The following is a 22,239-nucleotide window of genomic DNA, read 5'->3' as shown; positions in this document are numbered from 1 at the left end:
GGGTCGGGAGCCGGGCGCTCAGGCCAGGCTGCCCCGCAAGAAGCCCCGCACCACACCCAGGAACGCCTCCGGTTCTTCCACGAAGGGCATGTGGCCGCTTCCCTCGAAGATGTGGAGTCCCGCCCCGGGGACGCGGGTGGCGATCAGCTCGCTCGCCCCCGGCGGGCAGGTGCGGTCATGCCGCCCGGCGAGGACGAGCAGCGGCCCGGTCACCCGCTCCAGGCGGTCCTCCACCTCGATCCCGCCGTACCCGGCCACGCTGAACTGGCGCAGGACGTCCGGGGCGTAGCGGGGCCCGGCGGCCTCTACCCGCACCTCGTAGTCCGCGATGCGGGGGTCGCGCGGGTCGGCGAAATGCCAGGGCATCTGTTCGTGCATCAGGCGGGCGAGGTCGGCCTCCGTCCGCACGTCCGCCTCGTTCGCCCACGAGGTCTGCACCTGCTCCCGCAGCTCGGGGGGCTCGAAGCTCTGGAGCCGTTCCGGGATGTCGTCCAGCCAGCGGCTCGATCCCACCCCGCAGCAGACGACCGTGGCCGCGGCGGCACCGGGGTGCTCCACCGCGTGTTGCAGCGCCACGAAGGCGCCGTACGAGTGCCCGAACACGGCGTAACGCGGCGCACCCAGCGCGCGGGCGACGGCGCTCACGTCGGCGGCCATCTGCCCCAGGGTCCAGGTCTCGGCGGGCGCCTCCCGGTCGCTGCGGCCCTGCGCCCGCTCGTCGAGGAGCACCAGCCGCACGGTGTCCGTCAGGGGGTCGAGGTAGTCCGCGAATTCGGTGTGGTCCAGCCCCGGCCCGCCGTGCAGCACGATCAGGGGAGGGAAAGTCTCGGGTCCCCGCAAGACGGCGTGCAGCCGGGTGTCGCCCACATCGAGCTGCCGAAAGTCATCCATGCCGCCAGTGTAAGGGGAGCTAGGCCCACGCCCGCACCACCCGCAGCGCCCCCCCGTCTCCGTCCACGACCGCGACGAGCGAGCCGTCCAGGGTGACGACGTGGCGCCCCAGCGCCGCGCTCTTCGGCCGCTTGCCCTGCCGCAGCTCACGGGCCAGCCGTTCGTTCGCCTCGATGTGGGGGAAGTCGAGCGCGGCGAGGTCGGGCAGGCCCTCGGCGTCGGCCAGGTGCTCGACGCTCACCGCCTCCGCGAGGTCGTAACGGCCGACGCGCGTGCGGACCAGCCCGGCGAGGTGCGCCGGAACGCCGAGCGCCGCCCCCACGTCCCGGGCGAGCGAGCGCAGGTACGTCCCGCTGCCGACGCTCGCCCGCACGAGCAGGGTAGGAAAGCGGCCCAGCGGCGGCGGCAGGGTGAAGCTGCGCCCGTCCGAGTCCGGCGTCCACCCCCCGTCACCGCGCGAGAAGGCATGGGGCGCCTCTTCCACGCTGGGGTACACCCCCAGCAGGTCCAGCGAGTGAATCACGACATTGCGGGCCGGAAGATCGAGTTCACCCCCCGAGCGCGCGACCGCGTAGGCCCGCCTGCCTCCGACCTGCACGGCGCTGTACTGGGGCGGCACCTGCGCCTGAGGGCCAATGAAGGTGTAGAGCGTTTCACGGAGGTCGTCCAAGGCTTCGTCCGTCGGCATGGCGACGTGTTGTTGCTCCGTCACCGGCCCCTCCGCGTCCAGCGTCGGCGTTCCGGCCCCCAGGCTGATCCAGGCGAGGTAAGCCTTGGTGTCCGCCTCCATGAACTGCACGAGCTTGGTGGAGGCGTCCACGCACAGGACGAGGACGCCGGTCGCGAGGGGATCGAGGGTGCCCGTGTGGCCCACCCGCCGGGTGCCCCGCGCCCGCCGCGCCCGGTTCACCACGTCGTGCGAGGTCAGGCCCAGGGGTTTGTCCACGGCGATCACCGGCATGGGAGGCAGCCTAGCAGGGGCAGGGGCGACCCGGTGCCGCCGCCCCTGTCCGACGTGGCCGCGCCCCCCGCATACTGGGCTCTCATGCCGCGCGTCTCCCTCCTGTCCGTCCTGCGAACCCGGCCCACCTTCGCGCGGCTGTGGCTGGGGGCGCTCGTGTCGGGGCTGGGGGACACCCTGAGCTGGCTCGCCCTGACGTGGTTCGTGCTGGAGCGCACGGGCGGCGGGGCGGCGGTGGGGGCGCTGCTGCTGTGCTTCGCCCTTCCCGCCGTCGTCACCGGGCCGCTGTGGGGCCGGTCCCTCGACCGCTCCCAGCCCGCGCCCCTGATGCGGCTCGACAACCTCGCCCGGGCGGGGCTGATCGTCCTGATCCCGCTGCTCGATGCCCTGGGGACGCTGGAGCTGTGGACGGTCTTCGTGATCTCGGCCCTGATGGGGGCCCTCGCCCCCGCCACGCAGGTGGGCGCCCGGCTCTTCGTCCCCGCTCTCCTCCCCGACGAGGAGCTGGAGCAGGGCAACGCCGCCTACAGCCTGACCACCCAGGTGCCCACCGTCCTGGGCCCGGCGCTCGCGGGGCTGCTCGTCGCCGCGTGGGGGGCGCCGCGGGCCCTGTTGGTGGACGCCCTGAGTTTCCTGTTCATGGCCTGGGCCCTGGGCAGTCTGCCGCGCCTGCCCCGGGGCGGGCGGGCCGTGGGCCGGACGGAGACCGCCCGCGGGCGGCGCTGGACCCCCGCCGTGCTGGCGACCCTGGGCCTGACCACGCTCTTTTACTTCGTCTACGGGCCGCTGGAGGCCGCGCTGCCCGTCTTCGCCCGGGAGAGCCTGGGCACCGGGGCGCAGGGGTACGGGGCGCTGTGGTCGGCGCTGGGGGTGGGCAGCCTCTTCGGGACCCTGCTCGTCGGCCCCCTGAGCCGGGCCTTCCCGGTCAGCCTGACGCTCGCGGCGATCATGGCGCTGTGGGGGGTGGCGGTGACGGGGCTCGCCTTCGCGCCGGGGGTGGGCCCCGCCCTGGCGGTGATGTTCGCGGGCGGGCTGATCTGGGGGCCGTACACGGCGCTCGAAACCACCCTGCTCCAGCGCAGGGTGCCCTCCGGGGAACACGGGCGCCTCTTCGGCGTGCGGGCGATGCTGCTCGGCCCGGCGGCGCCCCTCGGGACCGCGCTCGGAGGAGTGCTGCTCATCGGGCTGCGGGCGGAGTGGGTGATCGCCCTGTCGGGGCTGGGGTGCGTGCTCGGTGCCCTGGCGGCCCTGCCGTGGCTGCGGCGACGGGGCGGGGCAGGGGCGGACCCGGCGACGGGCTGAAGTCCGGGGCCCCGCCCCGCGTACACTGACGGGCGTGTTGCGGGCCGCGTTCTGGTTGACGGCGCTGGTATTCTTGCCAGTCGGGCTGTTTCTCTATTTCCTTCCCCCCACGGCGGCGACCCTGCTGGGCGTGTCCCCGCTGTGGCTCGCGCGGGTGACGGGCGGATTGATCACCGCCTGGGGCGCTTTCCTGCTCGTGTCGAGCCTGCGCCCCGACGAGGGCCCGGTCTTCTTCCTCGCCGCCGGGAACCTCCTCACCGTCGCCGCACTCGTGGCGCCCGCGCTGCGGCTGCAAGACACCCTGCCCGCCCCCGTCCGCACCGCGATGCTCGCCCTGTCGCTCGCCCTGACCCTGCTCGCGGTGGTGGGGCTGCTCGCCGTGCCGTCCCGCCGGGGTCGCCTGTGACGGGCGAGCGGCTCCAGAAACGCCTCGCGCGGGCCGGGGTCGCCTCGCGCCGCGCCGCCGAGGACCTCATCACGGCCGGGCGCGTCACCGTGAACGGCGAGGTCGCCGCGCTCGGACGCACCGTCACCCCCGCCGACGAGGTGCGGGTGGACGGCCGTCTCATCGAGACCGCCGCCCCGGAAAAGGTCACCTTCGTGCTGCACAAGCCCGCCGGGTACGTCACGACCGCCCGCGACGAGTACGGGCGGCGCGACGTGCTCGCCGCCATGCCCCCGGTTCCCGGCCTGCACCCGGTCGGGCGCCTCGACAAGGACTCCGAGGGCCTGCTGCTCCTGACCACCGACGGCGACCTCACCCTCACCCTCACCCACCCCCGCTACGGCCACGAGAAGGTCTACCGCGCCTGGACGCTGGGGGAGGGCGACCCCACCGACGCCGAACTCGGGCTCCTGGTGGACGGCACCGAGCTGGAGGACGGTCCCGCCCGCGCCCTCGCCGCCCGGCCCGCCCCGGGGGGCGCCCTCGTCACCCTCGGCGAGGGCCGCAACCGTCAGGTGCGCCGGATGCTCGAAGCCCTCGGGCACCCCGTCGCCCGGCTGCTGCGCCTGCGGGTGGGCGGGCTGTGGCTCGGCGACCTCGGCCCCGGCGAGTACCGCCCGCTCTCGGAGCGCGACCTGCACGACCTCCTCCACCCCGCCGAGGTGCCCCGCCGCCTGTGGGAGCGTGCCGAGCGGGAGACGCTGGGGCGGTGGGGGTAGGCGGGTTTGTAGAGAAAAGAGGGCTGCCTCCCTGCTACACTTTCCGTGCGGGGGGGTCCACGGTCGCGCCTCTGGAGACAGGGGTGAGGAAAGTCCGGGCACCGCAGGGCAGGATGCCAGCTAACGGCTGGTCGGCGAGCCACAGCGCCCGCGTGAAGCGCCCCTTCACACGGGAGGCGGCGAAGCCGAAGGACAGTGCCACAGAAACGAGACCGCCACCTCCGGCGTGCAGAACGCAGAGCCCGGGCGCGGGTGGGGGTGGTCAGGGTGAAACGGTGCGGTAAGAGCGCACCAGGCTCCCGGGAGACCGGGCGGCGCTGGTAAACCCCATCTGGTGCAAGACCCGACAGCGCGGTAGGGACGGCCCGTCCCCGTGACCGCCAGGATGGTCGCTCGAGGCGCGCGGCGACGTGCGTCCCAGAGAGATGACCGTGCCCCACGAACGTGGGAGACAGAACCCGGCTTACCGCCCCCCCGCACCAGCCAAGCCCGCCGTCCTGTCGCAAGGGGACGGCGGGTTCGAAGTGTGGGAGGTCGGTGCGGCTCCCCGTCTACTTCCCCCGGGCGTCCAGCGCCGCCACCAGAAAGCCCGCGATCAGGAGCGCTCCCCCCACGGGCGTGACCGCGCCCAGCCAGCGTTGCCCGGTGAGCGAGAGGACGTACAGGGTGCCGCTGAAGATCACGGCGCCCGCGAGCAGCAGGCCCGTCGCGCGCCGCCCCCCGGGCCGGGTGCCCAGGGCGAGGAGGGCCAGGGCCGCGTACATCTGGTAGCGCACCCCGGTCTCGAAGTTGACGAGGGCGCCGGGGTCAAGCCGTTCCCGCAGGGCGTGGGCGCCGAAAGCCCCCAGGGCCACGCCGATGGCCGCGAGCAGGGCGCCGAGGGCGGTGGGGTTGAGGCTTCGCATGGGCCGAGGCTACGTGGCGGGTGGGTGGGAGATTGTCCCGCGCCCGCTCGCCCCGCCGCTCAGGGAGTGAGCGCCCCCGGGGTGCCCGTCAGGGCGCCGTACCAGGCGTCGGCGAGCTTGCTGTACCCACCCGCGTTCGGGTGAACCCCGTCGGCGAGGTCGCCCGTCGTCAGCGCTGCGCCCGCATTCACGAAGGTGATCTTCCGGCCCTGGTCCGCCCGGGTCTCGACCAGCGCGGGCAGGGCGGCGTTCAACCGCTCGACCCAGACGTTTTGCGCCGTGTCCGCCAGCGGCGGCAGCGAGGCGACCAGAATCTGCGTGTCCGGGCGCCGGGTGCTCATCTGGTCGAGCAGGGCCCCCAGCCGCGCCGGAGCGTTCGCCGGATCGCGGTTCTGGAGGATGTCGTTCGTGCCGATCATCAGCAGCACCGTCTTGGGCTGGTACGTGTCGAGCCAGCCGTTCACCTGCGCGGCGAGTTCGTCGATGCGCCACCCGCTGCGGCCCTCGTGGTCACGGTCTTGCAACTGGGCGGGACCGTTGCTGAGCGAGCCCACGAAGTCGATCCCAGGCCCCCGCGCCGCGAGTTTCTGGAAGAGGTTGACGCGGTACCCACCCGGAACGTTGTACCCGTCGGTGATGGAGTCGCCCAACGGCATGAGCTGCAACACACTCGAAGGGGAGGCAGCGGGAGGGCTGACCGCCTCGCCCGGACCCGTACAACCGCTGACAAGGAGACCGAACGCCAGCAGAACGGGACCGACGAGACTCCGGGGGGCCTGCTCTCTGAAAGAAATTGGCATGAATACGCTCCTGTGCAATGAGTCCAGCCCGTCCGAGAGACGACCCGACGTTCCAAAAACTGAAATACGTTGAACCACTCAACGTGCGGACCTTAACCGCACCTCCTCTGAAATGCAAGATTCTTTATGGCTGACCGTGTTCCCAATTCGTCGCGCCATCTGCTCCGCCCTTGGGAAGGCGTGCGAAAGACGACCTCTGGCAGGGCACTTTCCTTTCCACAGCCTGAAAAATCAGAAGTCTAGACAGCATTGGGGTGAGTCTATCTTCCCGGACTACCGGGCCTGACAAGAGGGGGTTGGCTCAGGGCACGACGCCCCTATGGAGAGCCCGGATGCAAGCCGTTACCTGAACCGGCCTCGTGGTGGGACACCGGGCCGGTAGCGAGGGGGAGGTGGGAGGAATTGTGGGAATTGGTGGTAATTCGTGGGTGAGACTGTTACACTCCCCGCACAGCCCGGAAATTGCGTCCACAGCGCGGGAATGGGCTGTCACACCTGTGAAGTTTCCGGCCTTGCCGGTGGGTCACGGGTGGGAACCGAGGAGACTTTGCCGTTTGGAGAGTATCCCTACACCATCGACGACAAGGGGCGCGTGGTCATGCCGCCGCCCTTTCGGGAGTTCGTTGAGGACGGGATGGTGCTCACGCGCGGCATGGAGGGCTGTCTGTACGTCTTTCCGCTGGCGAGCTGGCGGCGGGTGGAAGAACAGCTCGAGGGTCTTCCGCTCACGGACGCGGCGTCGCGGGCGTTCGTGCGCTTTTTCTACTCCGGCGCGAGCAAGGCGCGGCTCGACAACCAAAGCCGCGTGTCGGTGCCGCAGACGCTGCGCGCCTTTGCCGCGCTGGAGAGCGACGTGATCGTGGCGGGCGCCCCCGGACGCCTGGAACTGTGGAACCCGGCCCGCTGGGAGGCCGCCATCCTGGCCGTCCAGAGCGACCCGCCCCAACCTGACCTTCTCGCCAACTTCGTGGCGTGACCAACATGAATATTGCCCCCGGCGTCCCCACCCCAGGCCCCCTCTCCCACACCCCCGTCCTCGCCGCCGAAATTCTGGAAGCCCTCGCCCCCGCCCCCGGCCGCTTGATCGTGGACGGCACCCTCGGCGGCGCCGGGCATACCCGCCTGCTGCTGGAGGCGGGCGCCCGCGTCGTCGGCATCGACCAGGACCCCTACGCCCTGGAGCGCGCCCGCGCGTCCGACCTCCCCGGCCTCACCGTCGTGGAGGGCAACTACCGCGACATGCAGGCCCTCCTCGCCCCCCTCGGCGTGACGCGGGTGGACGGCGTGCTCCTCGACATCGGCGTGAGCAGCTTCCAGCTCGACGACGCTGGGCGCGGGTTTTCCTACCACACGGAAGCGCCCCTCGACATGCGGATGGCTCAGGCCGGTGAGAGTGCCGCCGACGTGGTGAACACTTCTCCAGAAGAGGACCTCGCCGCGATCATCTACGAGTACGGCGAGGAGCGCCACTCGCGCCGCATCGCCCGCGCCATCGTGCAGGCGAGGGAGCAAGCCCCCATCGAGACCACCATGCGCCTCGCGGAGATCGTCAAGCGGGCGTACCCGGGCTTCTCGAAGGGCATCCACCCCGCGCGGCGGACCTTCCAGGCCCTGCGGATTCACGTCAACGACGAACTCGGTGCCCTGCGGGGCGGGCTTCAGGCCGCCGAGACCCTGCTCGCGCCGGGGGGGCGGCTCGCCGTGATCTCCTTCCACTCTCTGGAAGACCGGATTGTCAAGCGGTTCCTGCGGGGCAGCTCCACCCTGACCCCGCTCACCAAGCGGCCCGTGGAGGCCTCCGAGGAGGAGCAGGCCCGCAATCCCCGCTCCCGCAGCGCCAAGCTCCGCGCCGCCGAGAAGCGGGCGGAGGTGGCCGCGTGAGCACCAGGCTCGACCTCAGCGCCGCGACGTGGCGGGCCCGCGCGATCCGCTACGTGGCGATCTACCTGCTGCTCGCCCTCGCCCTGGTCACCGCGCGCTCCCTCACCCAGGAGGTGCGGCCCACCCTGCGCGCCGCCCAGGAACGGGAGGCGGCCCTGACCACCGAGCGCGACGAACTCGAACTGCGGGTGCAGGCCCTCGGCAATCCCCAGCGGGTGCGTGACTGGGCCTTTGCCAACGGGATGCGCCGCTTCGCCGAGGCGCCCAAGAAGACCGCCGAGCTGACGGGGGTCCCCGCCCCCGCCCCCCTTCCCGCCAGAACGACCGTGGAGGTGACGACCGCATGGAGGTAAAGATTCGCCACCGCTCCCGCCTGATGCAGCTCATCGCGCTGGCGATGTTTCTGACCCTGGTGTGGGCCTACGCCCAGCTCGAATGGGGGGTGCCGCAGGGGGTGAAGAAAACGGCCGTGCAGTCGCGCGGGGAGATCACCGCCTCCGACGGCTCCGTCCTCGCCCGCAGCGTGAACGGCAAGCGCGTCTACCCGCAGGGCAAGCTCGCCGGGCAGGTCGTCGGGATGCTGGGCAGCACCGAAGGCCTGGAGGGGCTGGAGTACGCCTACGACCGCAGGCTGGCGGCAGGCGAGAATCTGCGGCTCACCCTCGATCCCGGCGTGCAGGCCGCCGCCGAGACGGCCCTGGCGACCGCCATTCCCAAGCACCAGGCCGAGTACGGTTCGGTGGTCGTGCTCGAAACCCGCACGGGCCGGGTGCTCGCCGCCGCGAGTTACCCGCCCTTCGACCCCAACCGCTGGCGCGAGTACAGCGGCGACGACCGCCGCAACCGCCCCTTCCTCGACGTGTTCGAGCCGGGCTCGACGATCAAGGGGCTGATCGTGGCGGCGGCCCTGAACGAGGGGCTCACCACTCCAAACACGAAGTACGAGACCCCTATGCACCGCTTCGTGGGGGGCCGCTGGGGCAGCACCATCCGTGACGCGGTGGCTCACCCCAAGGAGCTGACCACCCGGCAGGTCCTGCGCTACAGCAGCAACGTGGGCATGAGCCACATCGTCGAGCACTTTCCCGCCGGGGACATGCGCGAGTACCTGGGCCGCTACGGCTTCGGGAAGGACGTGACGATGCCCACCGTCATGACGAGCACGGGCAGGCTCCAGCCCCTGCGCAAGTGGGACGACCTCGTGCGCGCCACCAACGCCTTCGGCCAGGGCATGAGCAGCACCACCCTGCAACTCGCCGCCGCCTACAACGCGGTCGCCAACGACGGCCTCTACGTCTCGCCCCGCTTGGTCGAGGGCGAACCCGCGGGCGAGCGCCGCGAGGTCCTGCGCCCCGCGACCGCCCGCACCACCCGCGCGATGCTCCAGGCCGTCATCGAGGAGGGGATTCCCCACCAGGCGGGCCTCAAGGGCTACGCGCTCGCGGGCAAGACGGGCACCGCTCAGGTCTCGGAGGGTGCCAAGGGGTACGCCAGCGACATCTACGACAGCGTGTTCGCCGGCTTCTTCCCCGCCGACGCCCCCCGCGTCACCGTCGCCGTCATGGTCCACGGCGCCCGCCTCGACTACCACGGCTCCCAGCTCGCCGCGCCCATCTACCGCGACATCGCCTCCGAAGTCCTCTCGCGCTGGGCCACCGCACCCCTGCTCACCCCGAAGGAAACTGAAAATCAGAAATAAGAGAGAAATGAGAAACGCCGGAGGCTAAGGCAGCGTCACTGAGGACGAGACACTCTTTCACCAGAAGGTTAAGGAAAGAAGTGTCATCCCGCTTACACCCTCTGCCACTCCCTCTCGTTCCCTGTGGCATATCAGGGCTTTCACCCATGTTCCGACCACCTTGATTGGTGAGAAGATGGGTAAGAGGATTAGAGAGGGGCTCATCTTCAAATCAACGCGTCAGAAGCCGTAAATAGGCGTCTTCAACCGTATCAATCTGTCTAACCTAAGGCCGGGTTATGAGAGCGCGAAGCCAGCTCTCAAATTTTTGGCTTAGGTTCTCCTCTTAATCTTGGGCGGAGAAAAGCGGCCCGAAGGGCCAGGATTCAACCCAATTGATTGCAGAGGACGTGCCCAGAGCAACGTTCGGAGGAGTTCCATGCTTCATCACTTCAAACGCTGGATGCCCGTCCTCGTTCTTGGGGCGTTCGGCGTCGCCGGCGCTGCCCCGGCCCTCCCTGCCGCCGCCTTCGCCGAGGCGGCGGTGCGGGATGCCCTGACGCCCACCGCTCCTGCGGCCCCATCCAAGGTGCAGGCGCCGGTGGTGCAGGCCGCCCCCGCCCCGACGCGGAATGTCCGACCCCAGACGGCACAGACGCAGCTCAGGCCCACGCCCACCCAGGTTCGGGAGGCGGCGGTGACCCGCACGCAGACCCAGGCGGCCCAGGCCGCGCAGGCCCGCGCGCGGGCGATCCAGGCGGCCGAGGCCGGAGTCGCCCAGACCACGAGACGCACGGGCCGCAGCGTGATCGCGCGGGCCACGGCCTACAGCAGCACCCCCGGCCAGACGGACAGCACGCCCTTCATCACCGCGACGGGCACCCGCGTTCGCAGCGGCGTGGTGGCCCTCAGCCGCGACCTGCTGCGGGTGTTTCCCTACGGGAGCAGGGTCACCGTGGAAGACCTCAGCGGGAGAACGGGCAGCCTGCTGCGCGGCCAGGTCTTTACCGTCGAGGACACCATGGCCGCCCGGAAGACGAACAGCATCGACATCTGGATGGCGAGCCGCGGCCAGGCGATCCGCTTCGGTGCCCGTCAGGTGCGCATCACCGCCGTGCGCTGAGCCCGGGGCACAACGCTGAACGCAGGAGTGTGGGCGGCCCGGGTGGCTCGGCCCACGCCCCATTTTGAGGGGGTGAAGCCCGGGCGGTCGAAGCCGGATTTCGCTGGTCCCGTCAAGCCAGGGAAACCCGGGTCCACGCCAACCCCTCTGAGACGGCTCGCCGCGCCCAGCCTGACGGCATTCCTGCGGGGGGTGGTCCGGGGGTTGCCGTGGCGTTCCCGGGCCGCGCGGGCGCCCTCTGTTATCCTCCCCGGGACGTGGCCCGCACATCCCCCGACTTCGCCTGGACCCTCGCCCGCGCTCACCTTGCCCGGCGGCGCACCCAGAACGTGCTGACCGTGCTGGGCATCGCGGTGGGGGTGATGGTCCTGATCGCCGCGCTCAGCCTGACGAACGGCTTTACCCGGGCCCTGGTGGACGCGACCCTGCGGGCGAGCCCCCACCTCAGCGTGACGGCGTTCACGCCCGTTCCGCGTGATCCGGCGCTGGAGGCCGCGATGCGTGCCGATCCCCGGGTGGAAGCGTTCGTGCCCTTCCTGGGGGACAAGGGCCTGCTGACCCGCCCGGCGAGCGCGGGCCGGGGCGCCGGGGTCGACTTCACCACCCTCTTCGGCGTGACGCCCGAGGCGGCGCGGGTGCTGCAACTCAACCCGGAGGAGGGTGCTCTCCTGCGCGGCCTGGGCGACGGCGAGGTGCTCCTCGGCTCGGCCCTCGCCCGCAGCGTGGGAGCCTTCACGGGGGACGAGGTGCGGCTCCTGAACAGCCTCCAGCGCCGCGCGACCCTGCGGGTCAAGGGCGTGTTCTCCACCGGGAACTACCTGATCGACTCCGGGTACGCCTTCACCAGCCTGGGCACCCTCCAGCGCCTGCAAGGGACGCAGAACATCACCGGCTACCAGCTCCGGCTGCACGACCCGGCCCTCGCCCCGGCGGTCGGCAACGACCTCACGCGCACCCGGCCCTACGCCCCGGTGCCCTGGCAAAGCCTGTACGGCACGCTGCTCGACCAGCTCGCCCTCCAGAAGCGGGTGATCGGCTTCGTGGTGTTCCTGATCGTGATCGTCGCGGCCTTCGGGATCGCCAACGTGCTGACCCTCGCCGTGTTCGAGAAGACGCAGGAGATCGCCATCCTCCGCGCCATCGGGGCCACGCGGGGGGTGATCACCCGGACCTTCTTGCTGGAGGGGGCGGCCCTCGGGCTGGGCGGCCTCATCCTCGGCAACCTGCTCGGGCTCGGCATCAGCGCGTACTTCAGCGTGCGGCCCTTCCAGCTTCCGGGCGACCTCTACTTCATCACCGCGCTGCCCGTCGAGGTGCGGCTGACCGACCTGCTGTGGGTGAACGCGGTCGGCCTGGGCACCACCCTGCTCGCCGCCCTGATCCCGGCGCGGCGGGCGGCGAACGTGGAACCGGCGCGGATCATCCGCTGACGCGACGGACGCAAGGAAAAGAGGGGAGGCTGTCCGCCTGATGGCGAACGCTCCGGGCGGGGGCCAGACCCGCCGGGCGAGGTGGGGAGGCCTGCCCTCCGCTCGGGGAGCCTCTTCCCACGTCCTCCGTGCCCTCAGACGTGCTCAGCTCGGCCTTCATCTTGGCCGCTTCCCCCTGCCCTGGCCGATGTGAAAAATGTCGTGTCAGACGGTCATCAACTTCCTGACGGTGGGCTGAATCCCTATTAACGTTCCGCGCGGGCCCGCTCATGGCGCGTCAAGTTGCTCCCCGTAGGCTTCTTCTCGGAGGTACCCATGAAGAAGCTTCTGATGATCCCCGCCGCGATGCTGCTCGGCACCGCCGCCGCGGCTCCCCGAATCAGCGCCCAGAGCATCATCGTGAATCCCGTGCAGCCTGACCTCGCGGTGAGCGTGCGGGTGGACAAGGACCAGACCGGCAACGCCAACCCCACCTACCGCGCGGGCGAGAACATCCGCCTCAGCACCAGCGTGAACCGTGACGCCTACGTCTACCTCTTCAACGTGGACGCGAACGGCGAGGTCACCCAGATCCTCCCCAACCGCCTGAGCGACGGCAACTTCGTCAAGGCGAACACCACCACCGTCTTCCCGGCGCAGGGCGCGAACTTCACCTTCACGGTCGGTGAGGACGTGGGCCTGAACAAGGTGCTCGCGCTCGCCAGCCTGACGCCGCTGAACCTCGATCAGCTCAGCTCCTTCAAGACGGGCCAGGACCAGTTCGCCACCGTCACGGCGCGCGGCCAGCAGCAGCTCGCCCAGGCCTTGAGCATCGTGGTCAACCCCATCCCGCAAAATAGCTGGATCAGCGACACCGCCTTCTTCACCGTGGTCGCGCAAAACCCCGTGCAGACCGGCAGCCTCTTCGTGGGCACGAACGTCCCCAACGCCACCGTGATCCTCAACGGCCAGCGGCTCGGCGGCGCGAACGTCACCTACACGAACATCGCCCCCGGCACCTACCCCGTGCGCGTGCAGGCCCCCGGCTTCCGCGACTACACCACGACCATCTCGGTGCGCGCGGGCAGCACCACCAACCTGAACGTCGAGTTCGCCCAGGCCGTGACGCCCGCGCCCGTGGTGAGCGGCCAGTTCACCCTCTCGATCCGCAGCCGCATCGAGGGCGCCCGGGTCTTCGTGGACGGCCAGGAGGTCGGCACCATTCGCGGCGGCGTCCTGAGCGTCACCGTGCCCCGGGGGGGCCGCGAGGTCGTCCTGATCGCCCCCGGCTACCGCACCTTCATCGGCAACTACAACGTCAACCGCGACGCCCAGATCACCATCGCCCCCGCCCGCTGAGCCCCGGCTCGGCCGCCGCCCCCGCCCGCTGTGGTGGGGGCTTTTGCCGCTAGCCGTCCCGCCTCTCCGTCCCCGCCGGTCCCTGGGTCAGGAGGTCGTGGAGGACGCGCGCCGTCATGCCCCAGATGTCGTGGCCGCGCCAGGGGTAGCGGTAGAGGGGGACGCGCTCCCCGGACGGCAGGGTGCGCCACTCGGTGCCCAGGGGCAGGGCCCGCAGCTCGCCCAGGGTGGGCAGGATGATCTGCGCGACCTCGGCGGTGAGGGTCAGGCGTGGCTCGGCGGGAATCCGCGCGAGCACGGGCGTGACGTGGAAGCCGATGGGGGTGAACACGTCGTCGAGTTCGCCGAGAACGCCCACCGAGGCAGGGTCGAGGCCCACCTCCTCCTGGGCCTCGCGCAGGGCGCCCTGCACGGGCCTTTCCCCCGGCTCCAGGCTGCCGCCCGGAAAGCTGATCTGCCCCCGGTGGGTCGGCAGGTCCGCCGAGCGCACGGTGAGCAGCACCCGCGGGTCGGCCTCGCGGGTCAGCGCCACGAGGACGGCGGCGCGGCGGTACTCGGGCAGGTCGAGCGGGACCCGGGTGCGGCCCCCCACCCACACGGCCCAGGGGTCGGCCTGCGCGGTGTCCAGCGGATCGGTCGCCTCGCCGGGCAGGGTCACGCGCCCGCCTGCGGGGCCTGCTGGGCGGTCTCCGGGTCGGGCAGCGACGTGAGCGCCGCGTGCGTCCGCTCACGCAGGGCGACCTCCGCGTCCACGCCCAGCCCGCGCGCCCAGGCGACCACCGCCGCGAGCACGTCCGAGACGCCCTCGGCGGTGTCGGGGGCCGCGTCGAGGGCCTCCCGCACCCCGCCGGGGCCCCCCTTCGCGCGTCCGGCGAGCTTCTGGGCCCGGGTCTCGCGGGCGAGGGCGCCCAGCGCGGCGGGCACCCGCTCGGCGGCGCTGCGGGGCCTGCCCCCGCGCTCGGCGGCCTTGATCGCCTGCCAGTTCGTGACCACCTCGTCCGCGCCGGAGACCTCCACCGTCCCGAAGACGTGCGGGTGGCGCCGCACGAGCTTTTCCACGATCAGGCGCTCCACGTCCGCGGGGGTGAAGCTCCCCGCCTCCTCGGCGATCACCGAGTGGAAGGCCACCTGGAGAAGCACATCCCCGAGTTCCCCGGCGAGCGCCTCGCCGCCCTCCGGCACGGCGTCCACCGCCTCGGCGGCTTCCTCCAGCAGGTAGGGGCGCAGGGACTCGTGGGTCTGTTCGCGGTCCCACGGGCAACCGTCGGGAGCCCGGAGTCGGCGCAGGATCAGCAGCAGTTCTTGCATGGCCCATGCTAGGGCGAACCTCGCCGGGCAGGGGCCGGAGGCCCGCCGCCGTGTGCGCTCACGCCGGATTCATGGTGCGTCAGCCAGGGTGTGCTGCACTGTTCGGCATGACTTCGACCGCCCGCCACAGAGCCCGGACCGCCCTCGCCCTCGTCGCCCTGACGGGGCTGGGCGCCGCCCCCGCCGGGGCCACCCCGCCCCAGCCCGCCCCGGCCTGGAGTGCGCGCACCCTCAGCACCGCCACCTACGTGATTCTTGACCCGCGCCTCGAGGGCAACCCCAACGTCCTCGACGCCGGGCAGCGGGCCGGGGTCCTGGGCGCGATGCGGCGCGACGCCGCGAGCGCGATCAAGCGGCGCTACCCGGGGGCCACCGTCGCCGCCGATCCCGGCACGCCGGGGGCCATCCGGGTCACCCCCGTGCTCGTCGCACCGGGCGCCCTGGTGCCCTGGGCCAAGCTCAGCGCCCGCCTCGTCTTCGATCTGCCGGGCGGTGAGCGCGTCAGCCTCGACGACTCCTTCGGGCTGCTCACCCTCTGGCAGCAGCAGGCGGAGGCCGCGAATTACATCTACGGCGAGCTCATCAAGCGCCTGCCCTGAGCCCCCGCCCGGCCCACCCACCCGTCCGCCGGAGAGGATGACGAATTTCTCACACATTCCCCCCACAATTAAGAAACGATGTGGAGGGAACACGAATGAACAGAGCGGCCCACCTTCGGTACTGCGCCTTCGTCAGCGTCCGCAAGCGCCTCGCCTGGATCGTGCCGCTGGCCCTGCTGCTGGGGCTGGTGGTCTTCCTGCTCGGCGGCGGGCTGGAGTTGAGCCTCGTCACGGCCGGGCTGGTGACCGGGGTCTGCGTTCTGGCGGTGGCGCTCGACTCGGTTCGTCGTCACTCGGACGACCCGGAGGCCCAGACCTTCCTCGGCTCCTGACGACGGGGGCGGGCGCGGGGGTTGAGGGCCCCTTCACCTGCCCCCGTTTCCGGAGTGGGCCGTGTTAGCGTTCCCGGATGACGCAGAGCGAGACGGGTGCGGGCACGAGAAGCGCCTTCGTGACCGGGGCGAGCAAGGGGATCGGGTTCGCGGTCGCGCGGGCCCTGGCAGAGGCGGGCTACGGGGTGACCTTGACCAGCCGCAACCCGGACGAGGTGGAGGCCGCCGCCCGGAACATCGGGAGGGACGCGAGGGGCGTGGTGTGCGACGTGCGTGACCCGCAGGCCCTCGTGCGCGAGGTGGACGCCCACGTCGCGGCCTTCGGCGGGCTCGACGTGCTGTTCGTGAACGCGGGCGTCGGCCACTTCGCCAACGTCGCTGACCTGAGCATCGAGCAGTGGCAGGACGTGATCGACACCAACCTCAGCGGCGCCTTCTACACGGTCAAGGCGGCGATCCCGGCCCTCAAGCGGCGCGGCGGGTACATCTTCACGCTCTCCAGCCTCGCGGGTCGGAATCCCTTCGCGGGCGGCGGCGCGTACAACGCGAGCAAATTCGGCCTCAACGGCCTGTCCGAGGTCCTGACCCTCGACCTGCGGGGGCACGACATCAAGGTGACCCAGATCATGCCGGGAAGCGTCGCCACCCACTTCGCCGGGCACACCCCCAGCGGGGCGGACGCCTGGAAAATCCAGCCCGAGGACATCGCCCAGCTCACCCTCGACCTGCTGGAGATGCCCGCCCGGACGCTCCCCAGCCGCGTCGAGGTGCGCCCGAGCAGGCCGCCGCAGAAGTAGGCCTCCCGGCGGGAACGGAGCCGGCGCGCCCCCAGGTCCGAGGAGGCGCGCCCTTTTTCATGCCCCTAGACGCTCCCGGCGACCACCCTCTGCATGATCTCCCGCACCGCGTCAAGTTCGTCCTTGTTGATCGCGTGCCCCAGGCCGGGGTAGACGCGGGCGTCCACCTCGGCTCCCTGCTCCCGCAAATGTGCGGCGCTCTCCTCGAAGCGCGCGAGGGGGATGTGCGCGTCGTCGGGCGCGACGCCCATGAAGACGGGCGTGCCGCCGAGGTCCCCGGCCTGGTCGAGCGTGATCAGCCCGCCGCTGAGGGCCACCACGCCGCCGAGCTGCGTGCCCGCCCGGCTGGCATACTCCAGCGCGAGGCACGCCCCCTGCGAGAAGCCGCCCAGCACGACGTTCTGCGGCGGGATACCGCGCGCCTCCAGCTCGCCCAGCACCCCGTCCACCGTGGCGAGCGCCCGGTCGAGGAAGGGCTGGTTGCGCTCCACGGGGGCGAGGAAGGAGAGGGGATACCACGTGTTCCCCTCTGCCTGCGGGGCGAGGTAGGCGAAGGCGCTGAGGTTGAACTCGTCCGCGAGCCCCAGGATGTCGGGCGCGGTCCCGCCCCGCCCGTGGAGCAGGACCATCGCCACCCGCGCCTCGCCCAGGGGACGGCCCGCCGTGTGGACCTGAACGCCGTTCACGTCGGGCGCCGGTCGGGGGGCGGCGTCCAGTTCCCGCGTTCCGATGGTGACCCCGTACTCGAGGCTCACGATCTTCGGGACGTGAGCCTCGATGGTCGCGCGCCGGGGCTCGAACCACGCGGGGAGTTTGAGGTGCCTGCCGAGTTCCTCCACGGGCTCGTCGTCCGGGAAGCCGGGGGCGTCGGTGGCGATCTCGAAGAGGACCCCGTTCGGTTCGCGGAAGTAGATCGAGTGGAAATACTGGCGGTCCTGCACGGGCGTCGGGCGGTATCCGGCCCCGGTCAGCCCCGCGAGGTACGCCTCCTGCTCGGCGTCGTCCCGGGTCCGCAGGGCGACGTGGTGGATACTGCCCGCGCCGAAGTTCCCCCGCCCCTTCCCGGGCCGTTCCACCACGTCCACGAAGAGGCCCACGCCCTCCCCGCTGCCCCGGAAGCGGGTCCGCCTTCCCTCCGCGTCGGGCTCGCTCCCAGCTTCCGCGAAGCCGAGCTGCCCCACGAGGAGGTCACGTACCCCTCCCGTGTCCCGCACCCAGGCGGTGACCGAGTGGAAGCCGCGCAGGGCGTGTTCCCCGGGCACCGGGCTCGCGGGCCAGGGCTGCACGGGCTGGCCGTCCTCGAAGATCAATTCCACCCAGGTGCCGTCCGGGTCCTCGAAGGTGAGCACCGTCTCGCCGAAGCGGGTGCCCTCGCGGGGCTCGAAGCCGTGCTCGCGCAGGCGGTCCCGCCAGTAGTCCAGGCTCGCTCGGGGGGCGCTGTAGGCCGTCGCCACGACCTCGCCGTTGCCCCGGGTTCCCCTCTTCGCGTCCGGCCAGGGGAAGTGGGTCATGATCGTGCCCGGCTGCCCGGTGAGGTCGCCGTAATAGAAGTGGTACGTGCCCGGATCGTCGAAGTTGACGGTCACCTTCACGAGCCGCTGCCCCAGCGTCCGGGAGTAGAAGTCGATGTTGCGCTGCGGGCCTTGCGCCATCACCGTGACGTGGTGCAGGCCCTGGACGGGTGTCGTGCCGGGAAGACGGGGAGGAGAGGAGGTCATATCGCCAGGGTATCTCAACGTTAAACGATCTGGTGTGAGCCCGGCCCAGGCGGCTAGCTGCCCACGCGGGCGCGGCCCCGGAAGGCGACCCGCTCCTCCTCGCGCTCACGCTCACCGACGCCCAGGCCGAGCTTGCGGGTGAGGGCGGCGAGCTGGGCCATCTCGGCGGGGTCGAGGACGCCGAAGGCGTCGCGGATGCCGCGCACGTGGGCGGGGAGCACGCGCGTGACCAGGGCCTCGCCCGCGTCGGTGAGAAAGACGTTCATCACCCGGCGGTCCTGGGCGTCGCGCTCCCGGCGCACCAGGCCGTCACGCTCCAGGTTGTCGATCACCATCGTGAGGTTGCCGCTGGAGCGCAAAATCTTGTCGGCGAGCTGGCGCTGGCTCAGCGGCCCGAGATGGTAGAGCGCCTCGATCACCCCGAACTGGCTGATCGTCAGCCCGTGGTCGCCCAGGTGGCGGTTGGCGGCGACCTCGACGGCGTGCGCCGCGCGCCAGAGCTTGATGTACGCGTCCAGCGCGGCGCGCTCTTCGACCGAGCCGGAGTAACGGGTGGGCATGAGAATATGGTCGGTGCCCCGGGGGGGGAAAATCAAGCGTCCGGGGGCGGGCTTTCGCTTATCGTCCAGTGGAGCCGCGCGCGGCGCTCCCCGCTCAGCCCCGTCTGCCCGCCCGGTACTCCTCGGTCGCCAGCCGGATGCACGCCGCGACCCCCTGCATCGCCGTGGAGACCTCCTCCACGGGCGGGCGGGTCGGCGCGAGGCGGATGTTGCGTTCCGTCGGGTCCTCCCCATTCGGATACGTCGCCCCGGCGGGCGTGAGGCTGACCCCCGCCTCCCCCGCGAGCTGCACCACCCGCGCCGCCACCGGCTCCGCCGTGTCCAGGCTGATGAAGTACCCGCCCCTCGGCGAGGCCCACGTCGCGTACTCGCCGCTTCCCCCCAGTTCGGCCCGCAGCGTCTCGTCCACGGCGCGAACCTTGGGGGCGATCAGCCGGGCGTGCTCGCCCATCAGCCCCTCCAGGCCGCCCGGATACGCCTCCAGGAAGCGGACGTGCCGCGCCTGCTCCAGCTTGTTCGGGCCGATGCTCTGGGCGCCGAGGTACTTGGTCAGCCACTTCACGTTGTCCTCGCTGCTCGCCACGAAGCCCAGCCCCGCCCCCGCGAACGTCACCTTGCTCGTGCTGGCGAAGACGAAGGCCCGGTCGGGGTACCCCGCGTCCCGGGCGAGCACGACGAAGTTCACGGGCTCGTCGCGGTCCTCCCCGAGGTGGTGGACCCGGTAGGCGTCGTCCGCAAAGATCGTGAAGTCGGGGGCCGCCGCCTTCAGCCCCGCCAGCCGCCGCGCCTTTTGCGCGCTGATCGACTCGCCGCCCGGGTTGGAGTAGGTCGGCACGAACAGCACGCCCTTGACCGAAGGGTCCGCCGCCAGCCGCTCGATGGCCTCCACATCGGGGCCGTCGGGCTGCATGGGGACGGTGAGCAGCGTAAAGCCCAGCGTTTGCAGCAGCAGGAAGTGGCGGTCGTAGCCGGGGACGGTGACGATCATCTTGGGGTTCTGGGTGAACCACGGCCCGCCGCTGTTCCGAACCCCGTGGAGCTGGGCGAAGGTCAGCACCAGCCCCTGCAATTCCAGGCTGGAGTTGTTCCAGACGACGACGTTTTCCGCCTTCACGTCGAGAAAGTGCGCGAACATCGCCCGCGCGGAGGGCAGGCCCGCCGTGCCGCCCGCGCTGTAATTCCGCAGGTCCTGGCCGTCCATCTTCAGGTCGTTCTCGCCCAGGACGGTCAGCAGGCCGCTGCTGAGGTCGAAGTCCGCGTCACTCGGCTGGCCGCGCTGCATGTTGAGGTTCAGGCCGCGTGCCTTGAAGGCGTCGTAGGCCGCTCGCGCCGCCGTCAGGGCGTCACCCGGTTGCCCGGGGCTGGGTTGCACCGTGTCCGTCGTCATGCCTCCCACGTTACCCGCGCCGCCCCCGGCGGGGAGGGGGGCTGCTTAGTGGGGCGAGGCGAGGGGGGGGCGCTGCTACACTGCCTGCGGTCGGCTCCGCGCCGTCCTTTCAGAACCTCGCCTTTGAGCTCGTCCCTTTCCCGCCCCCCACAACAGGAGAACTCCCCATGCAATACGTCGTTTCCCGCCCCCGTGTCGGCGTCTTTATCGACACCCAGAACCTCTACCACTCGGCCCGCGACCTCGTGGAGCGCACGGTCAACTTCGAGACGATCCTCAGAGCCGCCACCCGTGAGCGCGAACTCGTCCACGCCATCGCCTACACGGTCGAGCGCGAGGGCGAGGCGACCGCGCGGCCCTTCATCTACAAGCTCAGCGCGCTGGGGTACAAGGTGCGGCGCATGAACCTGACCCTGCACCACGTCACGCAGGAGGGCAAGGCGATCTACGAGGGCAACTGGGACATGGGCATCGTGGCCGACATGGTGCGCCTGCTCGACCACCTCGACGTGGCCGTGCTCGGCAGCGGCGACGGCGACTTCACCGACATCGTGGAGGTGCTTCAGGAGCGCGGCAAGCGGGTGGAGGTCATCGCCTTCCGCGAACACACCGCCCAGAAGCTGATCGACGCCGCCGACCGCTTCACCCACCTCCCCGACCTGGAAGACGCCCTGATGCCCGCCCGCCAGAAGGTCGCCCGCCCCGAGGAATGACCCGGCCCGAGAACAACGACGCGGACGCCGTGCTCGCCCGCCTCGCCTTCGACCTGCCGCAGGAGCGCATCGCCCAGACCGGCGCCGAGCCCCGCGACGCCTCCCGCCTGATGGTGGTGGGGGAGAGCATCGAGCACCGCGTCTTCCGCGACCTGCCGGACCTCCTGCGCCCCGGCGACGTGCTCGTCTTCAACGAGAGCCGGGTGATTCCGGCCCGTGTCATGGCCCGCAAGCCTGTGCTGAACGGCTTCGGCGGCGGTCAGGTCGAGGTCCTGCTCCTGCGGGAAGAGAAGGCGAACGTCTGGTCGGCCTACCTCAAACCCGCCAAGAGGGCGGGGAAAGAATTGTGGCTCGGCGAGCACCGCGCCGAGATCGTCGGCGTGCTGGAGGACGGCGCACGCCTGCTGCGCTTCGACCACGACCTGGGGCCCCACCTGGACGAGATCGGACGGCTGCCGTTGCCTCCCTACATCCATGCGGGCGACAGTGACGAGCGGTGGCGCGAGCGATACCAGACGGTGTACGCCCGCGAACCCGGCAGCGTCGCCGCGCCGACGGCGGGATTGCACTTCACCCCGGAGCTGCTCGCCCGGCTGGACGAGATGGGCGTCGAGCGTCATACCCTCACCCTGCATGTCGGTGCGGGCACCTTCCGCCCCATCACGGGCAGCGTGGCCGACCACGTGATGCACGCCGAACGCTACGCCATCGGCGAGGGGACGGCGCGGGCGATCAACCGGGCCAGGGCGGAGGGCCGCCGCGTCGTCGCCGTCGGCACCACCACCGTCCGGGCCCTGGAGAGCAGCGCGCGAAGCCGAACGGGAGGGGTGGACGGCACGGTCAACCCCGGCGAGGGCGACACCCGCATCTTCATCACGCCCGGCACCCCTGTGCGTGTCCCGGACCTCCTCATCACCAACCTGCACCTGCCCGGCTCCACCCTGCTCCTCCTCGTGGCGGCCTTCGCGGGCGAGGCGCGCATCAAAGCCGCCTACGACGCCGCGCTCGCGGGGGGCTACAGGTTCTATTCGCTGGGGGACGCGATGTTGCTGGAAAAGGGCCTGTAGCCTGTCGCCTGTGGCTTGTGGAGGGGGCTGCCCTCTTTTTGCACACGCCACGAGCTCCACGCCCGACGCGTCAGCGCCGCCGCCTTCCGCACGAAGGCCAGCCGCGGGTTGACCGCCGGGCGTCGCGGGGCACGGCGTCACGCCAGGGGGAGGAAGGGACGCGCTGCAACCGCCTGGGAGACGTCCATGTGGAAGTTCGGCACACCCGCCCCGCGTGGCGCCATCCGCCCTCCGGCTGGGGGCGAAGGTTCGCACGCACGTTCGCCTCCCTCTCTATACTCCCGC

24 protein-coding genes and 1 other RNA gene are annotated in these 22,239 nt (G+C 71.3%); 16 read left to right on the top strand and 9 right to left on the bottom strand.

The window, feature by feature from the left end; translation table 11 throughout:
• Positions 1-18: 18 nt before the first annotated feature.
• Positions 19-891 (bottom strand): alpha/beta fold hydrolase, encoded by an 873-nt coding sequence (locus IC605_RS03745; protein ID WP_216319222.1) that lies wholly within the window; start codon positions 889-891, stop codon positions 19-21.
• Positions 892-910: 19 nt separating this feature from the next.
• Entirely contained in the window at positions 911-1,852 is a 942-nt protein-coding gene (gene truB, locus IC605_RS03740; RefSeq protein WP_216319219.1) for a tRNA pseudouridine(55) synthase TruB, read from the bottom strand.
• Between the two features lie 84 nt (positions 1,853-1,936).
• Between truB and IC605_RS03735 the strand changes: the two genes are divergently transcribed.
• The 4 genes from IC605_RS03735 to rnpB all read left to right on the top strand — a co-directional run bounded on the left by IC605_RS03735 (position 1,937) and on the right by rnpB (position 4,800).
• Entirely contained in the window at positions 1,937-3,154 is a 1,218-nt protein-coding gene (locus IC605_RS03735; protein WP_216319214.1) for an MFS transporter, read from the top strand.
• 34 nt (positions 3,155-3,188) lie between these two features.
• Entirely contained in the window at positions 3,189-3,560 is a 372-nt protein-coding gene (locus IC605_RS03730; protein ID WP_216319211.1) for a hypothetical protein, read from the top strand.
• Complete coding sequence (locus IC605_RS03725; protein ID WP_216319207.1) at positions 3,557-4,318, top strand: pseudouridine synthase; 762 nt, start codon at positions 3,557-3,559, stop codon at positions 4,316-4,318. The genes IC605_RS03730 and IC605_RS03725 overlap by 4 nt, the downstream gene beginning before the upstream one ends.
• 47 nt (positions 4,319-4,365) lie before the next feature.
• Positions 4,366-4,800: RNase P RNA component class A (rnpB, locus tag IC605_RS03720), an RNA gene on the top strand.
• A 69-nt stretch (positions 4,801-4,869) separates the two neighbouring features.
• Here the strand turns inward: rnpB and IC605_RS03715 are convergent.
• Positions 4,870-5,223, bottom strand: a complete 354-nt coding sequence (locus IC605_RS03715) for a DUF423 domain-containing protein (protein WP_216319204.1) — start codon at positions 5,221-5,223, stop codon at positions 4,870-4,872.
• 59 nt (positions 5,224-5,282) lie between these two features.
• Positions 5,283-5,891, bottom strand: coding sequence for an SGNH/GDSL hydrolase family protein (locus tag IC605_RS03710; protein WP_216319201.1), 609 nt, complete (start codon positions 5,889-5,891; stop codon positions 5,283-5,285).
• A gap of 679 nt (positions 5,892-6,570) precedes the next feature.
• Here IC605_RS03710 and mraZ point away from each other — a divergent pair.
• The 7 genes from mraZ (at position 6,571) to IC605_RS03675 (ending at position 13,473) form a co-directional block, all read left to right on the top strand.
• Entirely contained in the window at positions 6,571-6,999 is a 429-nt protein-coding gene (gene mraZ, locus IC605_RS03705) for a division/cell wall cluster transcriptional repressor MraZ (RefSeq protein WP_216319198.1), read from the top strand.
• A gap of 5 nt (positions 7,000-7,004) precedes the next feature.
• The gene (gene rsmH / locus IC605_RS03700) at positions 7,005-7,904 is read left to right on the top strand and encodes a 16S rRNA (cytosine(1402)-N(4))-methyltransferase RsmH (protein WP_216320256.1); all 900 of its coding nucleotides are present in this window, start codon (positions 7,005-7,007) and stop codon (positions 7,902-7,904) included.
• Positions 7,901-8,257 carry a hypothetical protein gene (locus tag IC605_RS03695; protein WP_216319195.1) on the top strand — a complete coding sequence of 119 codons (357 nt, stop codon included), beginning with the start codon at positions 7,901-7,903 and terminating at the stop codon, positions 8,255-8,257. The genes rsmH and IC605_RS03695 overlap by 4 nt, the downstream gene beginning before the upstream one ends.
• On the top strand, positions 8,248-9,603 hold the full coding sequence (locus tag IC605_RS03690) for a peptidoglycan D,D-transpeptidase FtsI family protein (RefSeq protein ID WP_216319193.1): 1,356 nt from the start codon (positions 8,248-8,250) through the stop codon (positions 9,601-9,603). The genes IC605_RS03695 and IC605_RS03690 overlap by 10 nt, the downstream gene beginning before the upstream one ends.
• 418 nt (positions 9,604-10,021) lie before the next feature.
• A complete protein-coding gene (locus IC605_RS03685) occupies positions 10,022-10,705 on the top strand; it encodes a 3D domain-containing protein (protein ID WP_216319190.1) in 684 nt (227 codons plus the stop codon).
• Positions 10,706-10,962: 257 nt separating this feature from the next.
• Positions 10,963-12,135, top strand: a complete 1,173-nt coding sequence (locus tag IC605_RS03680; RefSeq protein WP_216319187.1) for an ABC transporter permease — start codon at positions 10,963-10,965, stop codon at positions 12,133-12,135.
• Positions 12,136-12,450: 315 nt separating this feature from the next.
• Positions 12,451-13,473 carry a PEGA domain-containing protein gene (locus IC605_RS03675; protein ID WP_216319184.1) on the top strand — a complete coding sequence of 341 codons (1,023 nt, stop codon included), beginning with the start codon at positions 12,451-12,453 and terminating at the stop codon, positions 13,471-13,473.
• A 49-nt stretch (positions 13,474-13,522) separates the two neighbouring features.
• Here IC605_RS03675 and IC605_RS03670 read toward each other — a convergent pair whose 3' ends face one another.
• Both IC605_RS03670 and IC605_RS03665 read right to left on the bottom strand, forming a co-directional pair.
• Complete coding sequence (locus IC605_RS03670) at positions 13,523-14,131, bottom strand: NUDIX hydrolase (RefSeq protein ID WP_216319182.1); 609 nt, start codon at positions 14,129-14,131, stop codon at positions 13,523-13,525.
• Positions 14,128-14,781 (bottom strand): MazG nucleotide pyrophosphohydrolase domain-containing protein, encoded by a 654-nt coding sequence (locus IC605_RS03665; RefSeq protein ID WP_216319180.1) that lies wholly within the window; start codon positions 14,779-14,781, stop codon positions 14,128-14,130. Before IC605_RS03665 ends, IC605_RS03670 begins: the two co-directional genes overlap by 4 nt.
• A 107-nt stretch (positions 14,782-14,888) precedes the next feature.
• On the opposite strand from IC605_RS03665, the gene IC605_RS03660 reads away from it, so the two are divergent.
• From IC605_RS03660 to IC605_RS03650, 3 genes are all read left to right on the top strand, one after another.
• The gene (locus tag IC605_RS03660; RefSeq protein WP_246580493.1) at positions 14,889-15,380 is read left to right on the top strand and encodes a hypothetical protein; all 492 of its coding nucleotides are present in this window, start codon (positions 14,889-14,891) and stop codon (positions 15,378-15,380) included.
• Between the two features lie 95 nt (positions 15,381-15,475).
• The gene (locus IC605_RS03655) at positions 15,476-15,712 is read left to right on the top strand and encodes a hypothetical protein (RefSeq protein WP_216319178.1); all 237 of its coding nucleotides are present in this window, start codon (positions 15,476-15,478) and stop codon (positions 15,710-15,712) included.
• A 77-nt stretch (positions 15,713-15,789) separates the two neighbouring features.
• The gene (locus tag IC605_RS03650; RefSeq protein ID WP_216319176.1) at positions 15,790-16,509 is read left to right on the top strand and encodes an SDR family oxidoreductase; all 720 of its coding nucleotides are present in this window, start codon (positions 15,790-15,792) and stop codon (positions 16,507-16,509) included.
• 65 nt (positions 16,510-16,574) lie between these two features.
• On the opposite strand, the gene IC605_RS03645 is transcribed toward IC605_RS03650, so the two are convergent.
• From IC605_RS03645 to IC605_RS03635, 3 genes are all read right to left on the bottom strand, one after another.
• On the bottom strand, positions 16,575-18,227 hold the full coding sequence (locus tag IC605_RS03645; protein ID WP_216319174.1) for a VOC family protein: 1,653 nt from the start codon (positions 18,225-18,227) through the stop codon (positions 16,575-16,577).
• A 53-nt stretch (positions 18,228-18,280) separates the two neighbouring features.
• Positions 18,281-18,787, bottom strand: coding sequence for a MarR family winged helix-turn-helix transcriptional regulator (locus IC605_RS03640; protein ID WP_216319172.1), 507 nt, complete (start codon positions 18,785-18,787; stop codon positions 18,281-18,283).
• Between the two features lie 94 nt (positions 18,788-18,881).
• On the bottom strand, positions 18,882-20,174 hold the full coding sequence (locus IC605_RS03635) for an aspartate aminotransferase type Ic (RefSeq protein ID WP_216319169.1): 1,293 nt from the start codon (positions 20,172-20,174) through the stop codon (positions 18,882-18,884).
• Between the two features lie 167 nt (positions 20,175-20,341).
• On the opposite strand from IC605_RS03635, the gene IC605_RS03630 reads away from it, so the two are divergent.
• Both IC605_RS03630 and queA read left to right on the top strand, forming a co-directional pair.
• Entirely contained in the window at positions 20,342-20,887 is a 546-nt protein-coding gene (locus IC605_RS03630) for a LabA-like NYN domain-containing protein (protein WP_216319165.1), read from the top strand.
• Complete coding sequence (gene queA, locus IC605_RS03625; RefSeq protein ID WP_216319161.1) at positions 20,884-21,954, top strand: tRNA preQ1(34) S-adenosylmethionine ribosyltransferase-isomerase QueA; 1,071 nt, start codon at positions 20,884-20,886, stop codon at positions 21,952-21,954. Before IC605_RS03630 ends, queA begins: the two co-directional genes overlap by 4 nt.
• Positions 21,955-22,239 lie beyond the last annotated feature (285 nt).

The organism is Deinococcus aestuarii (assembly GCF_018863415.1).
Classification (GTDB): Bacteria; Deinococcota; Deinococci; order Deinococcales; family Deinococcaceae; genus Deinococcus; species Deinococcus aestuarii.
This window is presented reverse-complemented; position numbering and strand designations above follow the sequence as displayed.